21 protein-coding genes are annotated in these 20062 nt (G+C 69.2%); 8 read left to right on the top strand and 13 right to left on the bottom strand.

Annotated elements, in window-relative coordinates; all coding sequences use genetic code 11:
- Nucleotides 1-83 precede the first annotated feature (83 nt).
- Genes ACWF62_RS16835 through ACWF62_RS16815 form a run of 5 tightly spaced genes read left to right on the top strand, consistent with a single transcriptional unit; the run spans nt 84 to nt 2571 of the window.
- Nucleotides 84-563 carry an Asp23/Gls24 family envelope stress response protein gene (locus ACWF62_RS16835; protein ID WP_378508142.1) on the top strand — a complete coding sequence of 160 codons (480 nt, stop codon included), beginning with the start codon at nt 84-86 and terminating at the stop codon, nt 561-563.
- Nucleotides 560-868: an Asp23/Gls24 family envelope stress response protein gene (locus ACWF62_RS16830; RefSeq protein WP_378508143.1), complete on the top strand. Its 309-nt coding sequence runs from the start codon at nt 560-562 to the stop codon at nt 866-868. The genes ACWF62_RS16835 and ACWF62_RS16830 overlap by 4 nt, the downstream gene beginning before the upstream one ends.
- Nucleotides 865-1044 carry a DUF2273 domain-containing protein gene (locus ACWF62_RS16825; protein WP_378508144.1) on the top strand — a complete coding sequence of 60 codons (180 nt, stop codon included), beginning with the start codon at nt 865-867 and terminating at the stop codon, nt 1042-1044. Before ACWF62_RS16830 ends, ACWF62_RS16825 begins: the two co-directional genes overlap by 4 nt.
- Nucleotides 1037-2014, top strand: coding sequence for an Asp23/Gls24 family envelope stress response protein (locus ACWF62_RS16820; RefSeq protein WP_452630677.1), 978 nt, complete (start codon nt 1037-1039; stop codon nt 2012-2014). Before ACWF62_RS16825 ends, ACWF62_RS16820 begins: the two co-directional genes overlap by 8 nt.
- Nucleotides 2011-2571: a hypothetical protein gene (locus ACWF62_RS16815; RefSeq protein ID WP_452630676.1), complete on the top strand. Its 561-nt coding sequence runs from the start codon at nt 2011-2013 to the stop codon at nt 2569-2571. The genes ACWF62_RS16820 and ACWF62_RS16815 overlap by 4 nt, the downstream gene beginning before the upstream one ends.
- 252 nt (nt 2572-2823) lie before the next feature.
- Here the strand turns inward: ACWF62_RS16815 and tuf are convergent, their stop codons facing one another.
- The 6 genes from tuf to ACWF62_RS16785 form a co-directional block, all read right to left on the bottom strand.
- The gene (gene tuf / locus ACWF62_RS16810) at nt 2824-4014 is read right to left on the bottom strand and encodes an elongation factor Tu (protein WP_378508147.1); all 1191 of its coding nucleotides are present in this window, start codon (nt 4012-4014) and stop codon (nt 2824-2826) included.
- A gap of 87 nt (nt 4015-4101) precedes the next feature.
- The gene (gene fusA, locus ACWF62_RS16805; RefSeq protein WP_378508148.1) at nt 4102-6204 is read right to left on the bottom strand and encodes an elongation factor G; all 2103 of its coding nucleotides are present in this window, start codon (nt 6202-6204) and stop codon (nt 4102-4104) included.
- 137 nt (nt 6205-6341) lie between these two features.
- A complete protein-coding gene (rpsG, locus tag ACWF62_RS16800) occupies nt 6342-6812 on the bottom strand; it encodes a 30S ribosomal protein S7 (protein ID WP_378508149.1) in 471 nt (156 codons plus the stop codon).
- Nucleotides 6812-7186: a 30S ribosomal protein S12 gene (gene rpsL, locus ACWF62_RS16795; RefSeq protein ID WP_345349761.1), complete on the bottom strand. Its 375-nt coding sequence runs from the start codon at nt 7184-7186 to the stop codon at nt 6812-6814. The genes rpsG and rpsL overlap by 1 nt, the downstream gene beginning before the upstream one ends.
- A 273-nt stretch (nt 7187-7459) precedes the next feature.
- On the bottom strand, nt 7460-8878 hold the full coding sequence (locus ACWF62_RS16790; RefSeq protein WP_452630675.1) for a wax ester/triacylglycerol synthase domain-containing protein: 1419 nt from the start codon (nt 8876-8878) through the stop codon (nt 7460-7462).
- 111 nt (nt 8879-8989) lie between these two features.
- Nucleotides 8990-9610, bottom strand: coding sequence for a TetR/AcrR family transcriptional regulator (locus tag ACWF62_RS16785; RefSeq protein WP_378508151.1), 621 nt, complete (start codon nt 9608-9610; stop codon nt 8990-8992).
- 168 nt (nt 9611-9778) lie between these two features.
- Here ACWF62_RS16785 and ACWF62_RS16780 point away from each other — a divergent pair, with 168 nt between their 5' ends.
- Nucleotides 9779-9913 carry a hypothetical protein gene (locus tag ACWF62_RS16780; RefSeq protein ID WP_452630674.1) on the top strand — a complete coding sequence of 45 codons (135 nt, stop codon included), beginning with the start codon at nt 9779-9781 and terminating at the stop codon, nt 9911-9913.
- A gap of 82 nt (nt 9914-9995) precedes the next feature.
- Here the strand turns inward: ACWF62_RS16780 and ACWF62_RS16775 are convergent, their stop codons facing one another.
- The 7 genes from ACWF62_RS16775 to ACWF62_RS16745 form a co-directional block, all read right to left on the bottom strand.
- Nucleotides 9996-10799: an enoyl-CoA hydratase family protein gene (locus ACWF62_RS16775; protein ID WP_452630672.1), complete on the bottom strand. Its 804-nt coding sequence runs from the start codon at nt 10797-10799 to the stop codon at nt 9996-9998.
- 2 nt (nt 10800-10801) lie between these two features.
- Complete coding sequence (locus tag ACWF62_RS16770) at nt 10802-11992, bottom strand: acyl-CoA dehydrogenase family protein (protein ID WP_452630670.1); 1191 nt, start codon at nt 11990-11992, stop codon at nt 10802-10804.
- A gap of 5 nt (nt 11993-11997) precedes the next feature.
- Nucleotides 11998-14010: an ATP-binding protein gene (locus ACWF62_RS16765; protein WP_378508155.1), complete on the bottom strand. Its 2013-nt coding sequence runs from the start codon at nt 14008-14010 to the stop codon at nt 11998-12000.
- A 7-nt stretch (nt 14011-14017) separates the two neighbouring features.
- Complete coding sequence (locus ACWF62_RS16760) at nt 14018-15616, bottom strand: acyl-CoA carboxylase subunit beta (protein WP_378508156.1); 1599 nt, start codon at nt 15614-15616, stop codon at nt 14018-14020.
- 17 nt (nt 15617-15633) lie between these two features.
- Nucleotides 15634-16785: an acyl-CoA dehydrogenase family protein gene (locus ACWF62_RS16755; protein WP_378508157.1), complete on the bottom strand. Its 1152-nt coding sequence runs from the start codon at nt 16783-16785 to the stop codon at nt 15634-15636.
- On the bottom strand, nt 16782-18437 hold the full coding sequence (locus tag ACWF62_RS16750) for an acyclic terpene utilization AtuA family protein (protein ID WP_378508270.1): 1656 nt from the start codon (nt 18435-18437) through the stop codon (nt 16782-16784). The genes ACWF62_RS16755 and ACWF62_RS16750 overlap by 4 nt, the downstream gene beginning before the upstream one ends.
- A gap of 65 nt (nt 18438-18502) precedes the next feature.
- Nucleotides 18503-19294 carry a TIGR03084 family metal-binding protein gene (locus ACWF62_RS16745; RefSeq protein ID WP_378508158.1) on the bottom strand — a complete coding sequence of 264 codons (792 nt, stop codon included), beginning with the start codon at nt 19292-19294 and terminating at the stop codon, nt 18503-18505.
- 234 nt (nt 19295-19528) lie between these two features.
- Here ACWF62_RS16745 and ACWF62_RS16740 point away from each other — a divergent pair, with 234 nt between their 5' ends.
- Together ACWF62_RS16740 and ACWF62_RS16735 are read left to right on the top strand one after the other, a co-directional pair.
- A complete protein-coding gene (locus ACWF62_RS16740) occupies nt 19529-19681 on the top strand; it encodes a hypothetical protein (protein WP_378508159.1) in 153 nt (50 codons plus the stop codon).
- A 177-nt stretch (nt 19682-19858) separates the two neighbouring features.
- Entirely contained in the window at nt 19859-19999 is a 141-nt protein-coding gene (locus ACWF62_RS16735; protein WP_378508160.1) for a hypothetical protein, read from the top strand.
- Nucleotides 20000-20062: the final 63 nt, after the last annotated feature.

Here is a 20062-nt window from a genome sequence, read left to right as displayed (position 1 = left end):
CGGACTCACAGCGCGGTGGGCGCCCATCCGAGCCGGATCGCCTGCGGACAGATCCGGCCTGCACGTCCTAGTGTTGACGTGTGATGAGCGAATCCGGGCGCACCGATCCCCCTGCCCACGCGCCGCGGGCCGAGCCGCGCTTTGCTACCGCGGCCTCGACCGAGCTGGTCGGGTCCCAGGGGCGCACGATCATCGCGGACGCGGTGGTCGCGAAGATCGCGGGAATCGCGACCAGGGAAATCAGCGGCGTGTTCGATGTTGGCGGTGGCACCGCGCGGGTCGTCGGCGCGCTGCGCGACCGGATCCCCGGCGCCCGGGTCAATCACGGGCAGGGCGTCGCGGTGGAGGTCGGTGAGAAGCAGGCCGCGATCGACATCGGCATCGTCGCCGAGTACGGCGTCGCGCTGCACGAACTGGCGGCCGGGATCCGGCGCAATGTGATCGCCGCGGTCGAGCAGATGACCGGACTGGAGGTCACCGAGGTCAACATCACCGTCTACGACGTGGTGCTGTTCGACGAGGATGCGACCGGCGACACCGACAGTCGCCCGAGGGTGCAGTGAACGACGTCGACGACGCGGAATTCGTTGCCGCCCAGGTGTGTACGGTTCCCGGCGTGGCGGCACTGCACGGCGGCCGGTTCGGTGAGATCGCCACCTACCTGCCCGGCAGGCGACTGCTGGGGGTGCGGATCACCGACACCGGGTGCGAGGTGCACGTCGTCGTCGCCTACCCGCACAACGTCGTCGATGTCGCGGCCGCCGTGCACCGGACGGTCGGGCCGCTGGTCGGCGTCCCGGTCACGGTCACCGTCGCCGACGTCGCCGACGACACCGCGTCCGCCACCACGGAAGGGACCTCGCGATGAACAGCACGGTCGTCGGCCTGATCGCGGGGCTGCTGCTCGCCCTCGCCGGAATCCTCGGCGGTTTCGCCGGATTCGTGTTCGCGGTGATGCTCGGCGCACTGGGGATGGCGGTCGGCGCGCACCGCGACGGCCACTTCGATCTCGGTGCGTTGCTGCGGAGCCGCGGTCGTGGCTGACGGCCGTCCCCCGGCGACGCCGGATCGGGCACCGACCGACCTCGAACTCGAACGCGGCGTCCGGGGCCGACTGACCGTCAAGGACCGGGCGATCTCCAAGATCGCCGCCGCGGCCGCGCTGTCGGTGCCGGGTGTGGTGCGCCGGTCCGGCGGCCTGCTCACGTTGCCGGGGCGGGACCTCCCCCGCGCCGAGGTCACCGCCGAGGGCGGCTCGGTCGCGGTGACGCTGTACCTGGCGGTGGCGTGGCCGAGTCCGGTCGCGATGCTGTCGCGGGAGGTGCACTACGCGGTCACCGAGCGGGTCGAGACCCTGACCGGGCTGATGCTCGACCGCCTGCACATCGTGGTCGCCGAGGCGGTGCCGCGGGGCGCGGACGACCGCGACACCGGGGTGGACGCGCGCCAACTGGCCGACGACCACGCGGGCCTCCTCGCCCCGGTGCCGTCCAGGGAGCCGTTGGCCCGCCCGGACGCCGCGGTCGTTGCGGTGATCGCCGCGGTCCTGCTGATCGGGGTGGCGGTGGTTGCCGGGCGGGAGTTCCTCATCGCGAAGGAGGTGATCGCCCCGGCCGCATGGCTGCGCAATTCGGTGTCCTGGGTCGCGGATCTGCACTGGCAGGCGTGGATGGCCGCCGCGGCGGCGCTCGGCGTCGTCCTCGGGGCGCTGCTCGTCTTCGTGTCGCTCACGCCCCGGACCCGGACCCATCTTCCGCTGGGCGCGGGTGGAACGGTGTGGCTGCGCCCGACGGACGTGGCGCGCATGTGCAGCGCTCGCGCCGGGACCGTCGCCGGCGTCGCCGCGGTGCGGACCATCGTGGACCGTCGCCGGGTCACCGTGCACGTCGCCCCGGACGGTGCGGTGCCGGACGTCGAACTTGACCGGTGTGTGCGGGAGTCCGTCGGACCGTCGCTCGACGCGGTCGCGTCGCCGCGTGAACTGCGGGTCAGGATCGGGCGGGTGAGATCGTGAGGCGCCGGACCTCGGTCCTCGACCGACTGGTGGCGCTCGCCGCGGGCTGTGTGCTGCTCGCCGCCAGCGGGCTGACCCTGGCCTGGGCATTCGATGTCGACTGGGCTCGCGCGGCGGTGCGGCGCGTCGACCGGGCGCGACTCGCGGCCGTGCCGGACGAGTCGTGGTGGCCAACCATGCTCGCCACGACCGCCGTCATCGCGCTGCTCGGCGGGCTGGTCCTGCTGGTGGTCAACCTGCGTCGGGGCCGTCCGGAGACGATGCCGGTGTTCCCCGGCGGGGTGGCCGAAGCCGACCTGTCCGTGGACCTGGGCCCGCTCGCGGTCGGGTTGGCGGACGAGTTGGCCGCCCTCGACGGGGTGCGCACCGTCCGGTCGACCGCGGTCGACGACCGCGGACTCGCGACGCTCCTGGTGACGGTCGTCGCCGACCCCACCGTCGACGTCGTCGACTTCACCCGCAGCGCGGAGGCGATGGCCCGGTCGATGGCCGCCGCCCTGCCTGGCGCGCCGGTCGCGACGCAGGTGCTGCTCCACCTCGACCCCACCGACCGCTGACCCGGTCCCCCCTCGAGCGAACGGAACATTCATTCGATCTCATCGACTGAACGCTTCCGTTCACTCGGGAGGATCGAGGGGAGGGTCCCCATCGCGACCCCCGCCACGACCGCGATACCCCGGCGCCGCGATACCCGGAAACGCCGAACGGCGCCCACCCCGAGGGGTGGACGCCGTTCGGCGTGTACTTGCTCAGATCAGCAAGCGTTCACCGTGAAGGGTGAAATCACTTGACGATCCCGTAGGCGGTGCCTACTTGACAATCTTCGTGACGCGACCGGCGCCGACGGTACGGCCACCCTCGCGGATCGCGAAGCGCAGGCCCTCGTCCATGGCGACCGGCTGGATCAGCACGACGGACATCTCGGTGTTGTCACCGGGCATGACCATCTCGGTGCCCTCGGGCAGGGTCACGACGCCCGTCACGTCCGTGGTACGGAAGTAGAACTGCGGGCGGTAGTTGTTGAAGAACGGGGTGTGGCGGCCGCCCTCGTCCTTCGACAGGATGTACGCCTGGCCCTCGAACTCCGTGTGCGGGGTGGTGGTGCCCGGCTTGATGACGACCTGGCCGCGCTCCACGTCCTCGCGCTTGATGCCGCGGACGAGCAGGCCGACGTTGTCGCCCGCCTGGCCCTGGTCGAGCAGCTTGCGGAACATCTCGATGCCGGTGACCGTGGTCTTGGTGGTCTCCGGGCGGATGCCGACGATCTCGACTTCCTCGTTCACGTTGACGACGCCACGCTCGATGCGGCCGGTGACGACGGTGCCACGACCGGTGATCGTGAAGACGTCCTCGACCGGCATCAGGAACGGCTTGTCGGTCTCACGAACCGGGTCCGGGATGGACTCGTCGACGGCAGCCATCAGGTCCTCGATGGACTTGACCCACTTGGCGTCGCCCTCGAGCGCCTTGAGCGCCGAGATCGGGATGACCGGAGCGTTCTCGTCGAACTCCTGGCCTGCCAGCAGCTCGCGGACCTCCATCTCGACGAGCTCGAGGATTTCCTCGTCGTCGACCATGTCGGCCTTGTTCAGGGCGACGAGGATGTAGGGCACGCCGACCTGGCGGGCGAGCAGCACGTGCTCGCGGGTCTGCGGCATCGGGCCGTCGGTGGCGGCCACGACCAGGATCGCGCCGTCCATCTGGGCAGCGCCGGTGATCATGTTCTTGATGTAGTCGGCGTGACCCGGAGCGTCGACGTGAGCGTAGTGGCGCTTCTCCGTCTGGTACTCGACGTGGGAGATGTTGATCGTGATACCACGAGCCTTCTCCTCAGGCGCCTTGTCGATCTGATCGAAAGCGAAGCTCTCGTTCAGGTCCGGGTACTTGTCGGCCAGCACCTTGGTGATCGCAGCCGTGGTGGTGGTCTTGCCGTGGTCGACGTGACCGATGGTGCCGATGTTCACGTGCGGCTTGGTCCGCTCGAACTTCGCCTTCGCCACTGGTGTCCTCCTGGACTGATTGTGCTTGCGGTATGCAGCAGTGCGGTTGTTATTACTTTGGTCGTACTGCGGTCGACGAGACCGAGGTTACTCGCCGGTCGCCTTGGCGATGATTTCCTTCGAGACGTTCGCGGGAACCTCTGCGTAGGAATCGAACACCATGGAGAAGTTCGCGCGACCCTGGGTCTTCGACCGCAGGTCGCCGATGTAGCCGAACATCTCCGAGAGCGGAACCAGCGCCTTGACGACACGGGCACCACTGCGTTCCTCCATGGCCTGGATCTGGCCACGGCGGGAGTTGAGGTCGCCGATCACGTCGCCCATGTAATCCTCGGGCGTGGTGACCTCGACAGCCATGATGGGTTCGAGAATGACCGGGCCTGCCTTGCGGGCGGCTTCCTTCAGCGCCTGCGAACCGGCAACCTTGAAGGCCATTTCCGAGGAGTCGACGTCGTGGTACGCGCCGTCGAGCAGCGTCAGCTTCAGGTTCACCAGCGGGTAGCCGGCGAGCACGCCGTACTGCATCGCGTCCTGCGCACCGTGGTCGACGGAGGGGATGTACTCACGCGGAACGCGGCCACCGGAGACCTTGTTCTCGAAGGCGTAGGACTCGCCCTCCTCGCCGAGGTACGGCTCGAGCGCGATGATCACCTTCGCGAACTGACCGGAACCACCGGTCTGCTTCTTGTGGGTGAACTCGTGCTTCTCGACCGTCTTGGTGATGGTCTCGCGGTACGCGACCTGCGGCTTGCCGACGTTGGCCTCGACCTTGAACTCGCGACGCATGCGGTCGACGAGGATGTCGAGGTGCAGCTCGCCCATGCCGCCGATGACGGTCTGGCCGGTCTCCTCGTCGAGCTCGACGGAGAAGGTCGGGTCCTCTTCGGCGAGCTTCTGGATCGCGGTGCCCAGCTTCTCCTGATCGGACTTGGTCTTGGGCTCGATGGAGACCTGGATGACCGGGTCCGGGAAGCTCATCGACTCGAGGACGATCGGGTTGGCCTGATCGCACAGGGTGTCACCGGTGGTGGTGTCCTTCAGGCCGATCATCGCGTAGATGTGGCCCGCGACGGCCTCGTCGACCGGGTTCTCCTTGTTGGCGTGCATCTGGAAGAGCTTGCCGATGCGCTCCTTCTTGCCCTTGGTGGCGTTGAGCACCTGGGCGCCCGGATCGATCCGGCCGGAGTAGACGCGAACGAAGGTCAGCTTGCCGAAGAACGGGTGCGCCGCAATCTTGAAGGCGAGAGCCGAGAACGGCTCCTCCTTGCTCGGCTTGCGGGTAAGCTCCTCCTCCTCGTTGTTCAGCGCGTGCCCGTGCACCTCGCCGATGTCGAGGGGGTTCGGCAGGTAGTCGATGACCGCGTCGAGCATGGGCTGAACGCCCTTGTTCTTGAACGCGGAACCACACAGCACCGGGTACAGCTCGGAGTTGACCGTCATCTTGCGGATGGCGCCCTTGATCTCCTCGACGGTGAGCTCCTCGCCGCCGAAGTACTTCTCCATGAGCGCTTCGTCGGACTCGGCGACCGTCTCGAGCAGCTTCTCGCGGTACTCGGCGGCCTTGTCGGCCAGGTCCGCGGGGATCTCCTCGATGGTCGGCTCGGTACCGGTCGGCACAACGCCGCGCCAGGTGATGGCCTTCATCTCGACGAGGTCGACGACGCCGTCGAAGTCGTCCTCGGCGCCGATCGGCAGCTGCAGGACCAGCGGCTTCGCGCCGAGACGGTCGATGATGGTCTGCACGGTGAAGTAGAAGTCCGCGCCCATCTTGTCCATCTTGTTGACGAAGCAGATGCGCGGAACGTCGTACTTGGCAGCCTGGCGCCAGACCTGCTCGGACTGGGGCTCGACGCCCTCCTTGCCGTCGAACACCGCGACGGCGCCGTCGAGGACGCGCAGCGACCGCTCGACCTCGACCGTGAAGTCGACGTGGCCGGGGGTGTCGATGATGTTGATCTGGTTCTTGTTCCAGAAGCAGGTGACGGCGGCGGAGGTGATGGTGATACCACGCTCCTTCTCCTGCTCCATCCAGTCCGTCGTCGACGCACCGTCGTGGGTCTCACCGATCTTGTAGTTCACACCGGTGTAGAAGAGGATGCGCTCGGTCGTGGTGGTCTTGCCGGCGTCGATGTGCGCCATGATGCCGATGTTGCGGACCTTGTTCAGGTCGGTCAGCACTTCCTGTGCCACAGGATTCTTCCCCGCTCGTAGCTCGTGTCGGCCCTACCGGACCACGTTTTCTTGTATTCGCAGCCGGCCCTGATCGGACCCGACACTGCAGTGACGACGCCCGGGCGGCACCCGTTGAGGTGCCGCCCGGTGTCGAATCACCAGCGGTAGTGCGCGAACGCCTTGTTGGCTTCAGCCATCTTGTGCGTGTCCTCGCGACGCTTCACGGCAGCACCCAGGCCATTGCTGGCATCCAGGAGCTCGTTGGCGAGGCGATCGACCATCGTCTTCTCGCGACGCGCGCGGGAGAAGGTCACCAGCCAGCGCAGCGCCAGCGTGGTGGACCGACCCGGACGAACCTCGACCGGCACCTGGTAGGTGGCGCCACCGACGCGGCGGCTGCGGACCTCGAGGGCGGGCTTGACGTTGTCCAGCGCGCGCTTGAGGGTGACGACCGGATCGGTGCCGGTCTTCTCCCGAGCCTGCTCGAGGGCACCGTAGACGATGCGCTCCGCAGTGGACTTCTTGCCGTCCAGCAGGATCTTGTTGACGAGCTGGGTGACCAGCGGCGAACCGTAGACCGGATCCGCGACGAGCGGCCGCTTGGGAGCGGGACCCTTACGAGGCATCAGCCCTTCTCCTTCTTCGCGCCGTAGCGGCTACGAGCCTGCTTGCGGTTCTTGACACCCTGGGTGTCAAGCGAGCCGCGGATGATCTTGTAGCGAACACCCGGGAGGTCCTTCACACGACCGCCGCGGACGAGCACCATCGAGTGCTCCTGCAGGTTGTGACCCTCACCGGGGATGTACGCGGTGACCTCGACGGAGCTGGTCAGGCGCACGCGGGCGACCTTACGCAGCGCGGAGTTCGGCTTCTTCGGGGTCGTGGTGTACACGCGGGTGCACACGCCACGACGCTGCGGGCTGCCCTTCAGTGCAGCGGTCTTCTGCTTCGACGGCTTGTCGCGCCGCCCCTTGCGGACCAGCTGGTTGATGGTTGGCATATACCGGCTTTCTTCTTCTTCGCCGTTTACCCGGAGGCAACCTGGCGTTTGTGTATTCAGGGATCCAGCAGTTGGAGCAAGAAAACGCTGCTCCTCACCCGTTCCTCGACCACGAGGTCGGGCGTGTCGCATACCCCCACGCAGGCAGCCGGATGCTCGCAACTCGGTCTCGGGAGACACGGCTACGCGCGCGGCATTGCCTCGCTAGGCACACAAATCGGCCCGATACGTCCAGGCACGACCCACAACGATACCCGCCGCCGCCGCGACAGGTCAAAGCGGCGGCTCGACCGGGTGGGTCTCCACGCGGGCGGCCGCCGCGGCCAGTTCCCGGAACGAGCCGCGCAGCAGCGCCGCGTACCGGTCGATGTCGGGCATCCGGTCCGGGTCGACGGCGAAGGTCACCGTCAGCGTCCGACCGGTGGACACGATGTAGTGGTTCAGGCACGAGCCTGCGCCGATCCCGAGGATCCCGAACCCGCCGATCACCCGACTCCCGAAGAACCGCACCCCCTCCGCCCGGCGCGGGACGTTGGAGATCATCGTGTTGCCGAGCGCGACGGTGTCCCCCTCCCCGATCGGCAGTCGGGACCCCACCGCCTGCAGCCTGCGCACGTAGGGCGCGGGAGCGGAGTCGAGCACCGCGGACAGTTCCGCGATCGCCGGATGCCGGAACCTGACCTTCTCCGCCGTCATCGACTCGTGGATCGCGGCCACCCTCCGGACGCGGTCCGCGAGGTCGGTGTGCAGGTCCACCGACAGCACCACGAAGTTGTTGCGGGACCGGCTCGCGAGCGTCCCCCGCATCGACAACGCCACCTTGCCGCCGAGGGACGCGGGCGGCTGCTCGCCGTGCTCGCGCAGATAGGTGACCATCGCGTCCCCGATCACCTCGGACACGACCTCGGTGACGGTGACGCCGGGCAGTCGGGAGCGGATCCGGTCGATCTCGTCGAGGTCGACGCTGACCGCGTCGAACGCGAATCCCGGACCGGGCCTGCGGTTAAATCGGGTCGACGGCCACCGCCAGCGCGGCGCGCTCACCTCGCCGCGCGCCGCCGCCCGCTGGGCAGCCCGCGTCAGGATCTGGGCCCGCACGCCGCCGCGGGCGAACCGGAACACGACCACCGGCAGCCGCAGCACCGCCCGCGCGGCGGCGCCCCCGGGCGACACCGCCGCGGGCAACGCGCCCGGCGCGGGCGGCTCGGGGGCGAACAGGTCGCGGGCCAGCGCGACGACCTCCACCCCGTCGCCCACCGCGTGGTGGACCTTGAACACCACGACGCAGGCACCGTCGGGCACGCCATCGACCCCGGTGACGCCGGTGATCACCAGCAGTGACCACGGCGGACGCTCCAGTGGAACCCGGGTCCGGCAGAGTTCGGCGATCCGGTCCCGCACCGCGGGCCAGCCGGGACCGGGGGCCGCCTCGACCGCGACGTGGGCACGCAGATCGAAGTTGGGATCCGGCTGCCAGTAGGGGAGGTCGACGTCGGCCGGGTAGCGCCGGATCCGGCTGCGAAACATCGGCGAGTGACGGATCCGGGGCCCGACCCACGCCAGCACCGCGTCGAGATCGAGATCCGCGGGCAGCCCGTCGGGGTCGAAGATGTACGCGTCGACGATCCGTGAGACGTGCGCACCCGTCTCGACCAGGATGTGCGTCGCATCGGTGGGAGTCAGCTGGTCCATCGGTCCGTGTCCTCCGCCTCGCCGGCGCCGGTGCGGCGCACACACACGCGAACCCCTCGAAATGGACATCCTATGGGGCTCGGGCCGATCGCGCGGGTCGACGTGCCGCGGTCAGCTCGGGCGCGGGGTGCGCGTCGTGGACGCATCCGCCAGCGCGGCGTCGAGTTGCTCGGACCAGCTGCGGACGATGTCCCGCCTGCGACCCGAATCGTCGGTCAGGATGTCGGCGAGCCCGAGCCCGCGCGCGAGGTCAAGGGTCGCCTGCACCAGCGACCGGACGCGTGGGTCGGAGCCGTCGACGCCGAGCTGGTCGACCGCGACCCGGTGCGCGGTGCGGCCGAACCGTTCCTCCAGCGGCAGCACCCGCTCGCGCAGGGCCGGGTCCGACGACGCCGCCGTCCACACCTGCAGCGCCGCCTTGAAGAGGGTGCCGGTGTAGTAGTCGACCAGGCGGCCGACCACCGCGGCGGTCCGTCCCGCACCGACGGGCAGGTCCACCGCCTCGTCGCGCGCCTGCTGCATCCGGGAATCGAACATGAACTCCAGCGCGCCGGTGATGAGGTCCTCACGGGTCGGGAAGTGATGCTGTGCGGCCCCGCGCGAGACGCCGGCGCGCGCGGCGACCACGCCGACGGTGGTTGCGGCCCAGCCCTGTTCTGCGAGGCAGTCGATCGCTGCTTCGAGCAACCGCTGCCGCGTCAGCCTGCTGCGGTCCTGTTGCGGTTCACGCATCGGTTACCTCGCCCCTTCCGAGCGGCCCTATGTAACACACAGGGAAACTCCACGTTTCCGGATGTAGATCACATTGCAATCACAAATTGCCCTGCGGTACGAATGAGTCGGCTCCTAGAGGGGGGCCGAGCGTTGTACGACCGTTACATCCAGACTTTAGGAGTACTCATGGGTTCCGCTGAGATCATCCCCGGCCTCGACTTCGTTGCCGACCTCGCGAGCGCGGTCAGCGACCTCGCCGGCGCCGTCAGCTTCTTCGCTGGCTCGGCCGACGCCGCGAACGAGGCCTTCGGCAAGGCCTGAGGCGACAAGCCACACAATCAGCATCGAGCCCGTGTCCGCCGCCCGGCGGGCACGGGCTCGATGCTGTCACCACCTCCCCAGCTCATCGGGTCGGCGCCCACGCGGGCGGCCGACGTTGCAGAAACGCCGTCATCCCCTCGATCGCCTCCGGGGTGCCGAACAGCCGCGCGGACTGTGCGGCCAGCCCGGCCGCACCACGATCGAAACCCGCCAGCATCCCCGCCGTCGTCAACCGCTTCGACTCCGCCAGCCCCTGCGGCGACGCCAGCGCCAACTCCGCCAACCACCCCGCCACCGCGACGTCGACGTCCTCGGCGGCAGCCGTGATCAGCCCGATCGCCGCCGCCTCCGCCGAGCCGAACTTCTCCCCCGTCAGGAAGTAGCGGCCCGCCGCACGCGACGACATCCGCGGCAGCACCGTCAGCGAGATGATCGACGCAGCAAGCCCGAGCCGGGCCTCGGTGAGCGCGAACGTCGCAGACGGGCCTGCCGCGACCAGGTCACAGGCCCCGACCAGCCCCATCCCGCCCGCCCGGACGTGGCCGTCGATCCGGCCGACGATCGGTTTCGGCAGCTCAAGGAACGCGCGCAGCAGGTCGGTCATCTGCGTGGTGCGCCTGGCGGCAAGCGCCGCCGGGTCGGCCGCCTCCGCCGCGCCGCTCGCCTCCGACAGGTCCGCGCCCGCGCAGAACGTCCCCCCGGTGTGGGCCAGCACGACGGCCCGCACCGAATCGTCCGAGGCGGCACGGGACAGCGCCTCCCGGAGCTCCCCGACCAACCGCGACGAGATCGCGTTCCGGTTGTGCGGCGAGTCCAGGGTCACGGTCGCGAAGCCGTCCGCCGCCTCGTAGCGGATGTACGGCCCGGAGCTCGGTTCGGTCCCCATCGTCAGTACGACCTCGGCAGCCCGAGGGAATGCTGGGAAACGAAGTTGAGGATCATCTCCCTGCTCACCGGGGCGACCCGCGCGATGCGCGCCGCACCGAGCATGGCGGCCAGCCCGTACTCCTTCGTCAGGCCACCACCGCCGTGCGTCTGGACGGCCTGGTCCAGGCACTTGATGCTCGCCTCCGCCGCCGCGTACTTCGCCATGTTCGCGGCCTCCGCGGCACCGAAGTCGTCGCCGCTGTCGTACAACACCGCTGCCTTCTGCATCATCAGCTTCGCGAGCTCGAGTTCGATCTTGCACTGCGCGAGCGGATGCGCGATGCCCTGGTGCGCGCCGATCGGCGTCTTCCAGACCGACCGCTCGTTCGCGTACGTCGTTGCCGCGTTCAGGGCGTAGCGCCCCATCCCGATCGCCATCGACGCACCAAGGATCCGTTCCGGGTTGAGGCCAGCGAACAGCTGCATCAGCGCCGCGTCCTCGGATCCGACCAGCGCGTCCGCCGGGAGCCGCACCTCGTCGAGAAACAGGGCGAACTGGTGGTCGGGTGCGACGATGTCCATGTCCATCCGCGTCCGCTCGAATCCGGCGGCGTCGGTGGGAACAATGAACAGCGCTGGCTTGAGCTTGCCGGTCTTGTGGTCCTCGGTCCGGGCGACGATCAGGACGGCGTCCGCCTGATCCACCCCGGAAATGAAGATCTTGTTCCCGGACAGGATCCAGTCCCGCTGATCCCCCGTCGCTCCGCTCGCCCCGTCACCATCCCGCCGTGCGGTGGTGTTGATCTGGTGCGAGTTCGAGCCCGCATCTGGTTCGGTGATCCCGAACGCCATGATCTTGCTGCCGTCGGCGAGCGCGGTCAGCCACGTCCGCTTCTGCTGCTCGGTGCCGTACTTGCCGATGATGGTGCCGCAGATCGCCGGGGACACGACGACGAGCAGCAGACCCGCGCCCTGCGCGGCCAGTTCCTCCTGGACGAGCGCGAGCTCGTAGATGCCCGCACCCCCGCCGCCGTACTCCTCCGGCAGGTTCACCCCGAGGAAGCCGAGTTTGCCCGCCTCGTTCCACAATTCGGTGAGCGGCTCACCCCTGCGGGCCCGCGGCAGCACGTAGTCCACGTAGTTGTAGCGCTCGCCGAGGCTGGCGACCGCCGTCCGCAATTCCCTCTGCTCGTCGGTCTCGATGAAACCCATGTGCGTCACTCCCCTGTCCCGGTGGTGTCGTCGACGATCGCGAGAACGGCACCCACGTCGACCTGCTGGCCGACGGTGACGTTCAGTTCGGTGAGCACACCGTCCGCCGGCGCGGTGATGGTGTGCTCCATCTTCATGGCCTCCAGCCACAAAATCGGGGTGCCCGCGGTGACCCGGTCCCCGGCCGCGGCGCCGAGCCGGATCACCGTGCCCGGCATCGGGGCGAGCAGCGACCCGGCGGCAACCGCGGTCGCGGGGTCGACGAACCGCGGCACCGCCCGGAACGCGGACCCGCCCAGCGTCGAATCGACGCACACGAGGTCCCCGTAGCGCGCCACGTCGAAGGCGCGACCGAGCCCGTCAACCACAAGCACCACCCGATCCGGGGTCGCCGACACCAGGTCGACGGCGCCGACGCCGTCGGTGTCCAGGGCGCCGTCCCGCCCGATCCGGTACTCGACTTCATGTGTGCACGTTGCACTCTCGAACACCTTGCGCTGTCGTTGCGAGGGGACGTTGCGCCATCCGCTCGGCAACGCACCGATCACCCGTGCCGATGCGCGATTGGCGGCTGCCTGCGCCAGCGCCGCGGCAAGAGCCGAAATCCGTTCCGCGGCCTGCGTCGCGAGCGGAGCGGCGAGCATGCCCAGACCCTGCCGGTCGAAGAACGCGGTGTCGGTGTCACCGGCCAGGAAGGCCGGATGCCGCAGCACGTTCACCAGCAGGTCCCGGTTGGTGACCAGGCCGTGGATCCTCGCCCGGGCCAGCGCCGCCGCCAGCCGGCTCGCCGCATCCCTGCGGGTCGGCGCCCAGGCGATGACCTTGGCGAGCATCGGGTCGTAGTGCACCCCGACCACCGAGCCGTCGACGACGCCGGAGTCCAGCCGCAGCCCCCTCCGATCCGACGGAACCCCGAATTCGGTGTCCACGCCTGGGATCTCAATGGCGTGGATCGTCCCGGACTGCGGCTGCCAGTCGCGGGCCGGGTCCTCGGCATACAGCCGGACCTCGATGGCATGCCCGTGCGGGGCGGGGGGCCGCTCGTCCAGGGCGGTCCCGGACGCCACCTGGAACTGCAGGTCCACCAGGTCGAGTCCGGTGGTCAGCTCGGTGACCGGGTGCTCGACCTGCAGCCGGGTGTTCATCTCGAGGAAGTAGAAGCCGCCCGCCTCGTCCGCGAGGAACTCCACCGTGCCTGCGCCCTCATAGCCGATCGCGGATGCGGCGTCGACCGCGGCCTGAAACAGGCTGTCACGCATGCCCTTTCCTGCCGATTCCAGGCGCTCGACAAGTGGGGACGGCGCCTCCTCCACGACCTTCTGGTGGCGACGCTGGATCGAGCACTCGCGTTCGCCGACGGCCCAGACGGTGCCGTGGCCGTCGGCCATCACCTGCACCTCGATGTGCCGCCCGGTCTCGAGATACCGCTCGCAAAACACCGTCGGATCGCCGAACGCGGATCGTGCCTCCGCCCGGGCGCCCTCGATCTGTCCGGGCAGGTCGGCGAGCGTCCGCACCACCCGCATGCCGCGTCCGCCGCCGCCAGCGGACGCCTTGACCAACACCGGCAGATCGGCGTCGGTGACCTGCGCCGGATCGAGTTCGGCCAGCACCGGGACACCGGCGGCGGACATCATCTTCTTCGACTCCACCTTCGAGCCCATCAGCTCGATCGCCTTGACCGGCGGTCCGATCCACGTCAGCCCGGCATCCTGGACGGCCTTGGCGAATTCCGCGTTCTCGGAGAGGAATCCGTATCCGGGATGCACCGCGTCGGCGCCCGCGGCGAGGGCGGCGGCGACGAGCGCCTCCGCCCGCAGGTAGGTCTCGGCGGGAGTGTTCCCGGGCAGGCGCACGGCGACGTCCGCCTCCCGGACGTGCGGAGCGTCGGCATCGGCGTCGGAATACACGGCGACGGTGGCGATTCCGGCCGCCCGCGCACTCGCAAAGACCCGACGGGCGATCTCGCCGCGGTTCGCCACGAGGACGGCGGTGATCGCGTTGGAGGTGACGGTCACGGGTGGCTCACATTCTGAAGACACCGAAGTTCGCGGTGCCTTCGATCGGGGCGGTGGCAATCGCCGACAGACACATTCCCAGCACGGTGCGCGTGTCGCGTGGGTCGATGATGCCGTCGTCGTAGACGCGGCCGGACAGGAACAGCGGAAGCGACTCCGCCTCGATCTGGGCCTCGATCATCGCCCGCATACCCTTGTCCGCGTCCTCGTCGAACGGGACGCCCTTGGCCTCCGCGCTTCCGCGCATCACCATGGACACCACCCCCGCGAGCTGCGCGGGTCCCATCACCGCGGACTTCGCGCTCGGCCAGGCGAACAGAAAGCGCGGATCGTAGGCGCGGCCGCACATGCCGTAGTGGCCTGCGCCGTAGGAGGCGCCCATCAGGACCGAGATGTGCGGGACGGTCGAGTTCGACACCGCGTTGATCATCATCGCGCCGTGCTTGATGATGCCGCCCTGCTCGTACTCCTTGCCGACCATGTACCCGGTGGTGTTGTGCAGGAACAGCAGCGGCGTGTTCGCCCGGTTCGCGAGCTGAATGAACTGGGTGGCCTTCTTGGCCTCCTCCGAGAACAGCACCCCGCGCGCGTTGGCGAGGATCCCGATCGGATAGCCGTGCAGTTCGGCCCATCCGGTGACCAGCGAACTTCCGTACAGCGGCTTGAACTCGTCGAAGTCCGAGCCGTCGACGATCCGGGCGATCACCTCACGCGGATCGAACGGCACCTTCAGGTCGGTGGGCACGATGCCGAGCAGGTCCTCGGCGTCGAGGAGCGGTTCGATGACCTCGCGGCGGGGGGCAGGCCCCTGCTTGCGCCAGTTGAGCCGCCGGACGATGCTGCGGCCGATCCGGATCGCGTCGTACTCGTCCTGTGCGTAGTGGTCGGCGAGTCCGGAGGTGCGGGCGTGCATCTCCGCACCGCCGAGCGACTCGTCGTCGGACTCCTCGCCGGTCGCCATCTTCACCAGCGGGGGCCCGCCGAGGAACACCTTGGAACGTTCCTTGATCATCACGACGTGGTCGGACATGCCGGGGATGTAGGCGCCCCCGGCGGTGGAATTGCCGAACACCAGTGACACGGTGGGGATTCCCGCTGCCGACGCACGGGTGAGGTCCCGGAACATCCGCCCGCCGGGAATGAAGACCTCCTTCTGCGTCGGCAGGTCGGCACCCCCGGACTCGACAAGGGAAATCACCGGCAGCCGGTTCTGCTCGACGATCTCGTTGATCCGGAAGCTCTTCTTGATCGTCCACGGGTTGCTGGCGCCACCGCGGGAGGTGGGGTCGTTGGCGACGATCATGCACTCGACACCCTCGATCACCCCGATGCCGGTGACCACGTTCGCCCCCACCGGGAACTCGCTGCCCCACGCGGCGAGGGTGCACAGTTCGAGAAACGGCGAATCCTCGTCGATCAGCAGCTCGATCCGCTCCCGCGCCAACAGCTTTCCCCGCGTGTGATGGCGGTCCACGGCCTTGGCTCCGCCGCCGGCGAGCGCCTTGTCGAACTCGCGCTGCACCTCGTCGAGCTTGGTCCGCATCGACTCCGCTGCGGCGACGAAACCCTCGCCCGCGGTGTCGAGCGTCGATCCGATCAGTGTCATCAGTTGTCCCCTCAGTGTCAGGCTTGGAATCCGAGCAGCTTTGCGGCAAGGGACGTCATGATCTCGGTGGTCCCGCCGCCGATTCCGAGGATTCGCATGTCGCGGTACTGCCGTTCGACCTCGCTCTCCCGCATGTAGCCGAGACCACCGAACAGTTGCACCGCCTGATGCGCGACCCACTCCCCCGCCTCGACCGCGGTGTTCTTCGCGAAACACACCTCGGCGAGGACGTTCTCGTCGCCCGCCGTGTAGCGATCCACGATCGAGCGGGTGTAGACGCGCGAGACGTCCACCTTCCGTGCCATCTCGGCCAGGGTGTTCTGCACCGACTGGCGGCTGATCAGCGGCCGCCCGAAGGTCTCGCGGTCCCGGCACCAGTCCAGGCTCAGATCGAGGCAGCGCTGAGCGCTGGAATACGCCTGCGCTGCGAGGGCGACCCGTTCGGCGACGAAGGCCTTGGCGATCTGCGCGAAACCGGTGTTCTCCGCGCCGACCAGGTTGGCCGAGGGGACGCGGCAGTCGACGAAGGACAGTTCCGCGGTGTCCGAGGCGAGCCAGCCCATCTTCTCCAGCTTGCGGGCAACGGTGAATCCCGGTGTGCCCCTCTCGATCACCAACAGCGACACCCCGGCTGCGCCGTCGCCTCCGGTGCGGACCGCGGTCACGACGAAGTCGGCACGGCACCCGGACGTGATGAACGTCTTCGCGCCGTTGACGATGAAGTCGTCGCCGTCGCGGACCGCCCGGGTGGTCAGGTGGCCGACATCGGAGCCGCCGCCGGGTTCGGTAATCGCGAGCGAACCGATCGCCGCACCGGCCAGGGTGGGCCGCACCCACCGCTCGACCTGACCGGGGTCCCCCGCCGCGACCAGGTGCGGCAGCGCGATCCCGGAGGTGAACAGGGACGCGAACAGCCCACCCGAGCATCCCGCGTAGTGCATCTCCTCGCAGATCACGATCGCGTCGACGGGGTCGCCGCCGCCACCGCCGACCGACTCGGGGAACGCGACCCCGAGCAGGCCGAGTTCGGCGGCCCTGCGGTGCAGGTCCCGGGGCAACTCCCCGGCGCGTTCCCACGCGTCCTGCTGCGGGAGGACGTCCTTCTCGACGAATCGTCGTACGGTCTCGCGTAGTTCACGTCGTTCGGGGGTGTTCCAGGCGTCGGTCACGAGGCGGCCTCCTGCGCGTCGTTCGGGTCAAGCAGTGCGGTGGGTATCGGCACGTGCCGCGAGCGCAGCCATTCGGCGAGTCCCTTCGCCTGCGGATCGAAGCGGGCCTGATAGGCGACACCCATGCCGAGAATGCCTTCGACCACGAAGTTCACCGCCCGCAACCGGGGCAGCAGGGTGCGGGTGATCGTCAGGTTCGCGGTCTCCGGCAGCAGGCGTCGGATCTCGTCGACGGTGAGCGTGTGCGCAAGCCATCGCCACTGGTCGTCCGTGCGCACCCAGACGCCGATGTTCGCGTTGCCGCCCTTGTCCCCGCTGCGGGCGGCCGCGACGGCGCCGAGCGGCCGGGTCCGGGTCGCGCCGACGGGCAGCGGCGGCGGCAGGTCCGGGTCGGGCAGCGGCGCGAGGGCCAGGGTGTCGTCGGGCGGGGCCATCTCGGACCGGGCTCCGTCGGGAAGCACCGCGACGTGCGGAACCTGGTGCGCGTCGACGTATCCGGGCGTGTACACCCCGTACGGCGCGCCGTTGCCGGGCATCGACAGGAACGTGCACCCCGGGTAGCTGGCCAACGCGAGTTCGACGGCCACGTTGGAGAAGGCGCGACCGACCCGGTGCGGGTCGGGATCCCGGACCACGCAGCGCAGGATCGCGCTCGCCCGTTCCTCGGTGTCCGCGTCCTCCCGGTCCAGGCGGGCGAGGTTCCAGGTCAGTTCGGCCGGGCGCTCCGGAAGCCAGGCCTCCAGTTGGGTCCGGGCGAGGTCGGCCTTGGCGTCGATGTCGAGTCCGGTGAGAACGAACGCCATCTCGTTGCGGAACCCGCCGAGCGTGTTGAGGGAGACCTTGAGCCGCGGCGGCGGCGCCTCGCCCCGCACACCCGAGATCTCGACCCGGTCGGGCCCGACCTGGGTGAGGGCAACGCTGTCGATCCGGGCGGTGACGTCGGGTCCCGCATACCGGGCATCCTGGATCTCGTACATCAGCTGCGCGGTGACGGTGTCCACCGTGACGGCGCCACCGGTGCCCTCGTGCTTGGTGATGACCGAGGTGCCGTCCGCGCGGACCTCGGCGATCGGGAAGCCGGGTCGGCCCAGGTCGGCGATCTCGGTGAAGAACGCGAAGTTGCCGCCGGTGGCCTGGGTGCCGCACTCGATCACGTGCCCCGCGACGACCGCCCCGGCGAGGCGGTCGTAGTCGGTTCGGCTCCAGCCGAAGTGGTGGGCCGCGGGACCGACGACAACGGAGGCGTCGGTGACCCGCCCGGTCACCACGACGTCGGCGCCCGCGCCGAGGCACTCGGCGATGCCCCACGCGCCGAGGTAGGCGTTGGCGGTCAACGGCTGCCCCAGCCCGAGTTCGCCCGCCCGGGCGGTCAGGTCGTCGCCCTCCACGTGCGCGAATCGGGCGGGGACACCGACCCGGTCCGCAAGCTCGCGGAGCCGGTCGGTCAGCCCGGCCGGGTTGAGGCCGCCCGCGTTGACGACGATCTTGACGCCGCGGTCCATCGCAAGACCGAGACCGTCCTCCATTTGCCGCAGGAACGTCTTGGCGTAGCCGAGGCCCGGGTCCTTCAGCCGGTCTCGGCCGAGGATCAGCATGGTCAGCTCGGCGAGATAGTCCCCGGTCAGGTAGTCCAGGTCGCCACCGGTGAGCATCTCGCGCACTGCGGAGATCCGGTCACCGTAGAAGCCGGAGCAGTTGCCGATCCGGATGGTGCTGGTCACTGCTGCGCCTTTCGTTCGCGCCCGACACCGGGCAGGCCGGCGAACGCCTGGGCGATGCCCAGCCAGGTGTGCGCGTCGGGTCCCACCGCGGCGAGGGCGAGGTCGTCGGGATGCGCCCGCTGCGTCACCAGCAGGCAGAAGTCGTGCGCGGGGCCGGTCACCCGCTGCGACGCGCGGTCCGGACCCCACACCCAGAGGGCACCGTCCGGGCCGGTCAGCTCGACCCGGAACTCCTCGACAGGCGGGGGCAGTTCGTGGACCGTGAACGCGAAGTCGCGGGTGCGCACCCCCAGATGCGCGATCGACCGGAGGCGGCTCGTCGGTTCGGTCTCGACGCCGAGCGCGGCCGCGACGTCCTGCCCGTGCGCCCAGGTCTCCATCAGTCGGGCGGTGGCCATCGACATTGCGCTCATCGGCGGCCCGTACCACGGCAGCCTGGTACCGGGCGGCGTCTCGGTCAGCGCCCGCGCCAGCGCGGCGCGTCCGGTCCGCCAGTCCGCGAGCAGGTCGGCGGGCCTGCGCCGCGCCTGCGCCTCCGCCCCGGCATCGACGAAGCCCGCCGGGTCGGCCCAGGCCGCGGTCAGCGACTCAGCGAAGGCGGCCGGGTCGGAGACGGCGAGCAGCGCGGCGCGGTCGGTCCAGGCGAGGTGCCCGATCTGGTGCGCGACGGTCCACCCGGGTGCGGGGGTCGGGGTGGCCCAGCCGTCCTCCCCCAGTGCATCGACCATCGCGTCCAGCTCGCTCCCCTCGGCGAGCAGGTCGGCGACCACGGCGTCCAGTTCCGCCATACCTCTCCCTCCACGGTGATGTGTCCAGGATCACCGTGGTGCGGGAAAAAATCAAGCACGCCTGATTGTTATTTTCCGCCGCCGCAGCAGCCCGACCCGCTTCGGACATCGAATATCGCTGTGCCGCAATAATGTTCAACCCTACGATCGCCCTGCGATTCCACCCCGGACCGACCCGGGTTGCTGTACAACTGACGCGCGTCAGGGCCCACTTCCCCCACACCAAGGAGTCACATGTCCATCGAAATGCCCTCGGACCCGCTCGGCCTCCTGCTCTCGCTACTGCCCCCGCCGCAGCCGGTCTTCGGCATCGGGGTCGGTTCGATCGAATTCGGCCTCGGCGCCGGCGGATCCTCGGTGGGACTCGGGTCGATCGGCCTCGGCTAAATCCGGAACCCCGCACCATCCCGGGCGCACCGGGGCGAACGTCGATCAAACAGCGGACGCTGCCCGTTATCTCCAAACGAAGGTCTGGTCACAGCCTGGTCACATCGTGTACAAATAGCGCGAACGCTTGTCCAGGCGTCCACAAATGTAGGTACCAGCAAACCAGGAGTTAAAGTCATGTCCTCTGATTTCGCGGATCTGTTCGGCGGTCTGGCCACGGTGTTCGACGCTCTCGACAACATCTCCTCGGGCTCCAGCAACGGCGGCGGCAGCGGCAGCAGCAGCACCGGCTCGCTGAGCAGCCTCTCGGCCGAGTAGGCACGCGCCCCACGACGCGGGGGAACCAGCCCACACCAGCGGCCCCCCATTCTTTTTTTTTTT

It is taken from the genome of Rhodococcus sp. NPDC054953, assembly GCF_053609225.1.
The sequence above is the reverse complement of the archived record's forward strand: the minus strand, read 5'-3'. Positions and strand labels throughout refer to the sequence as shown.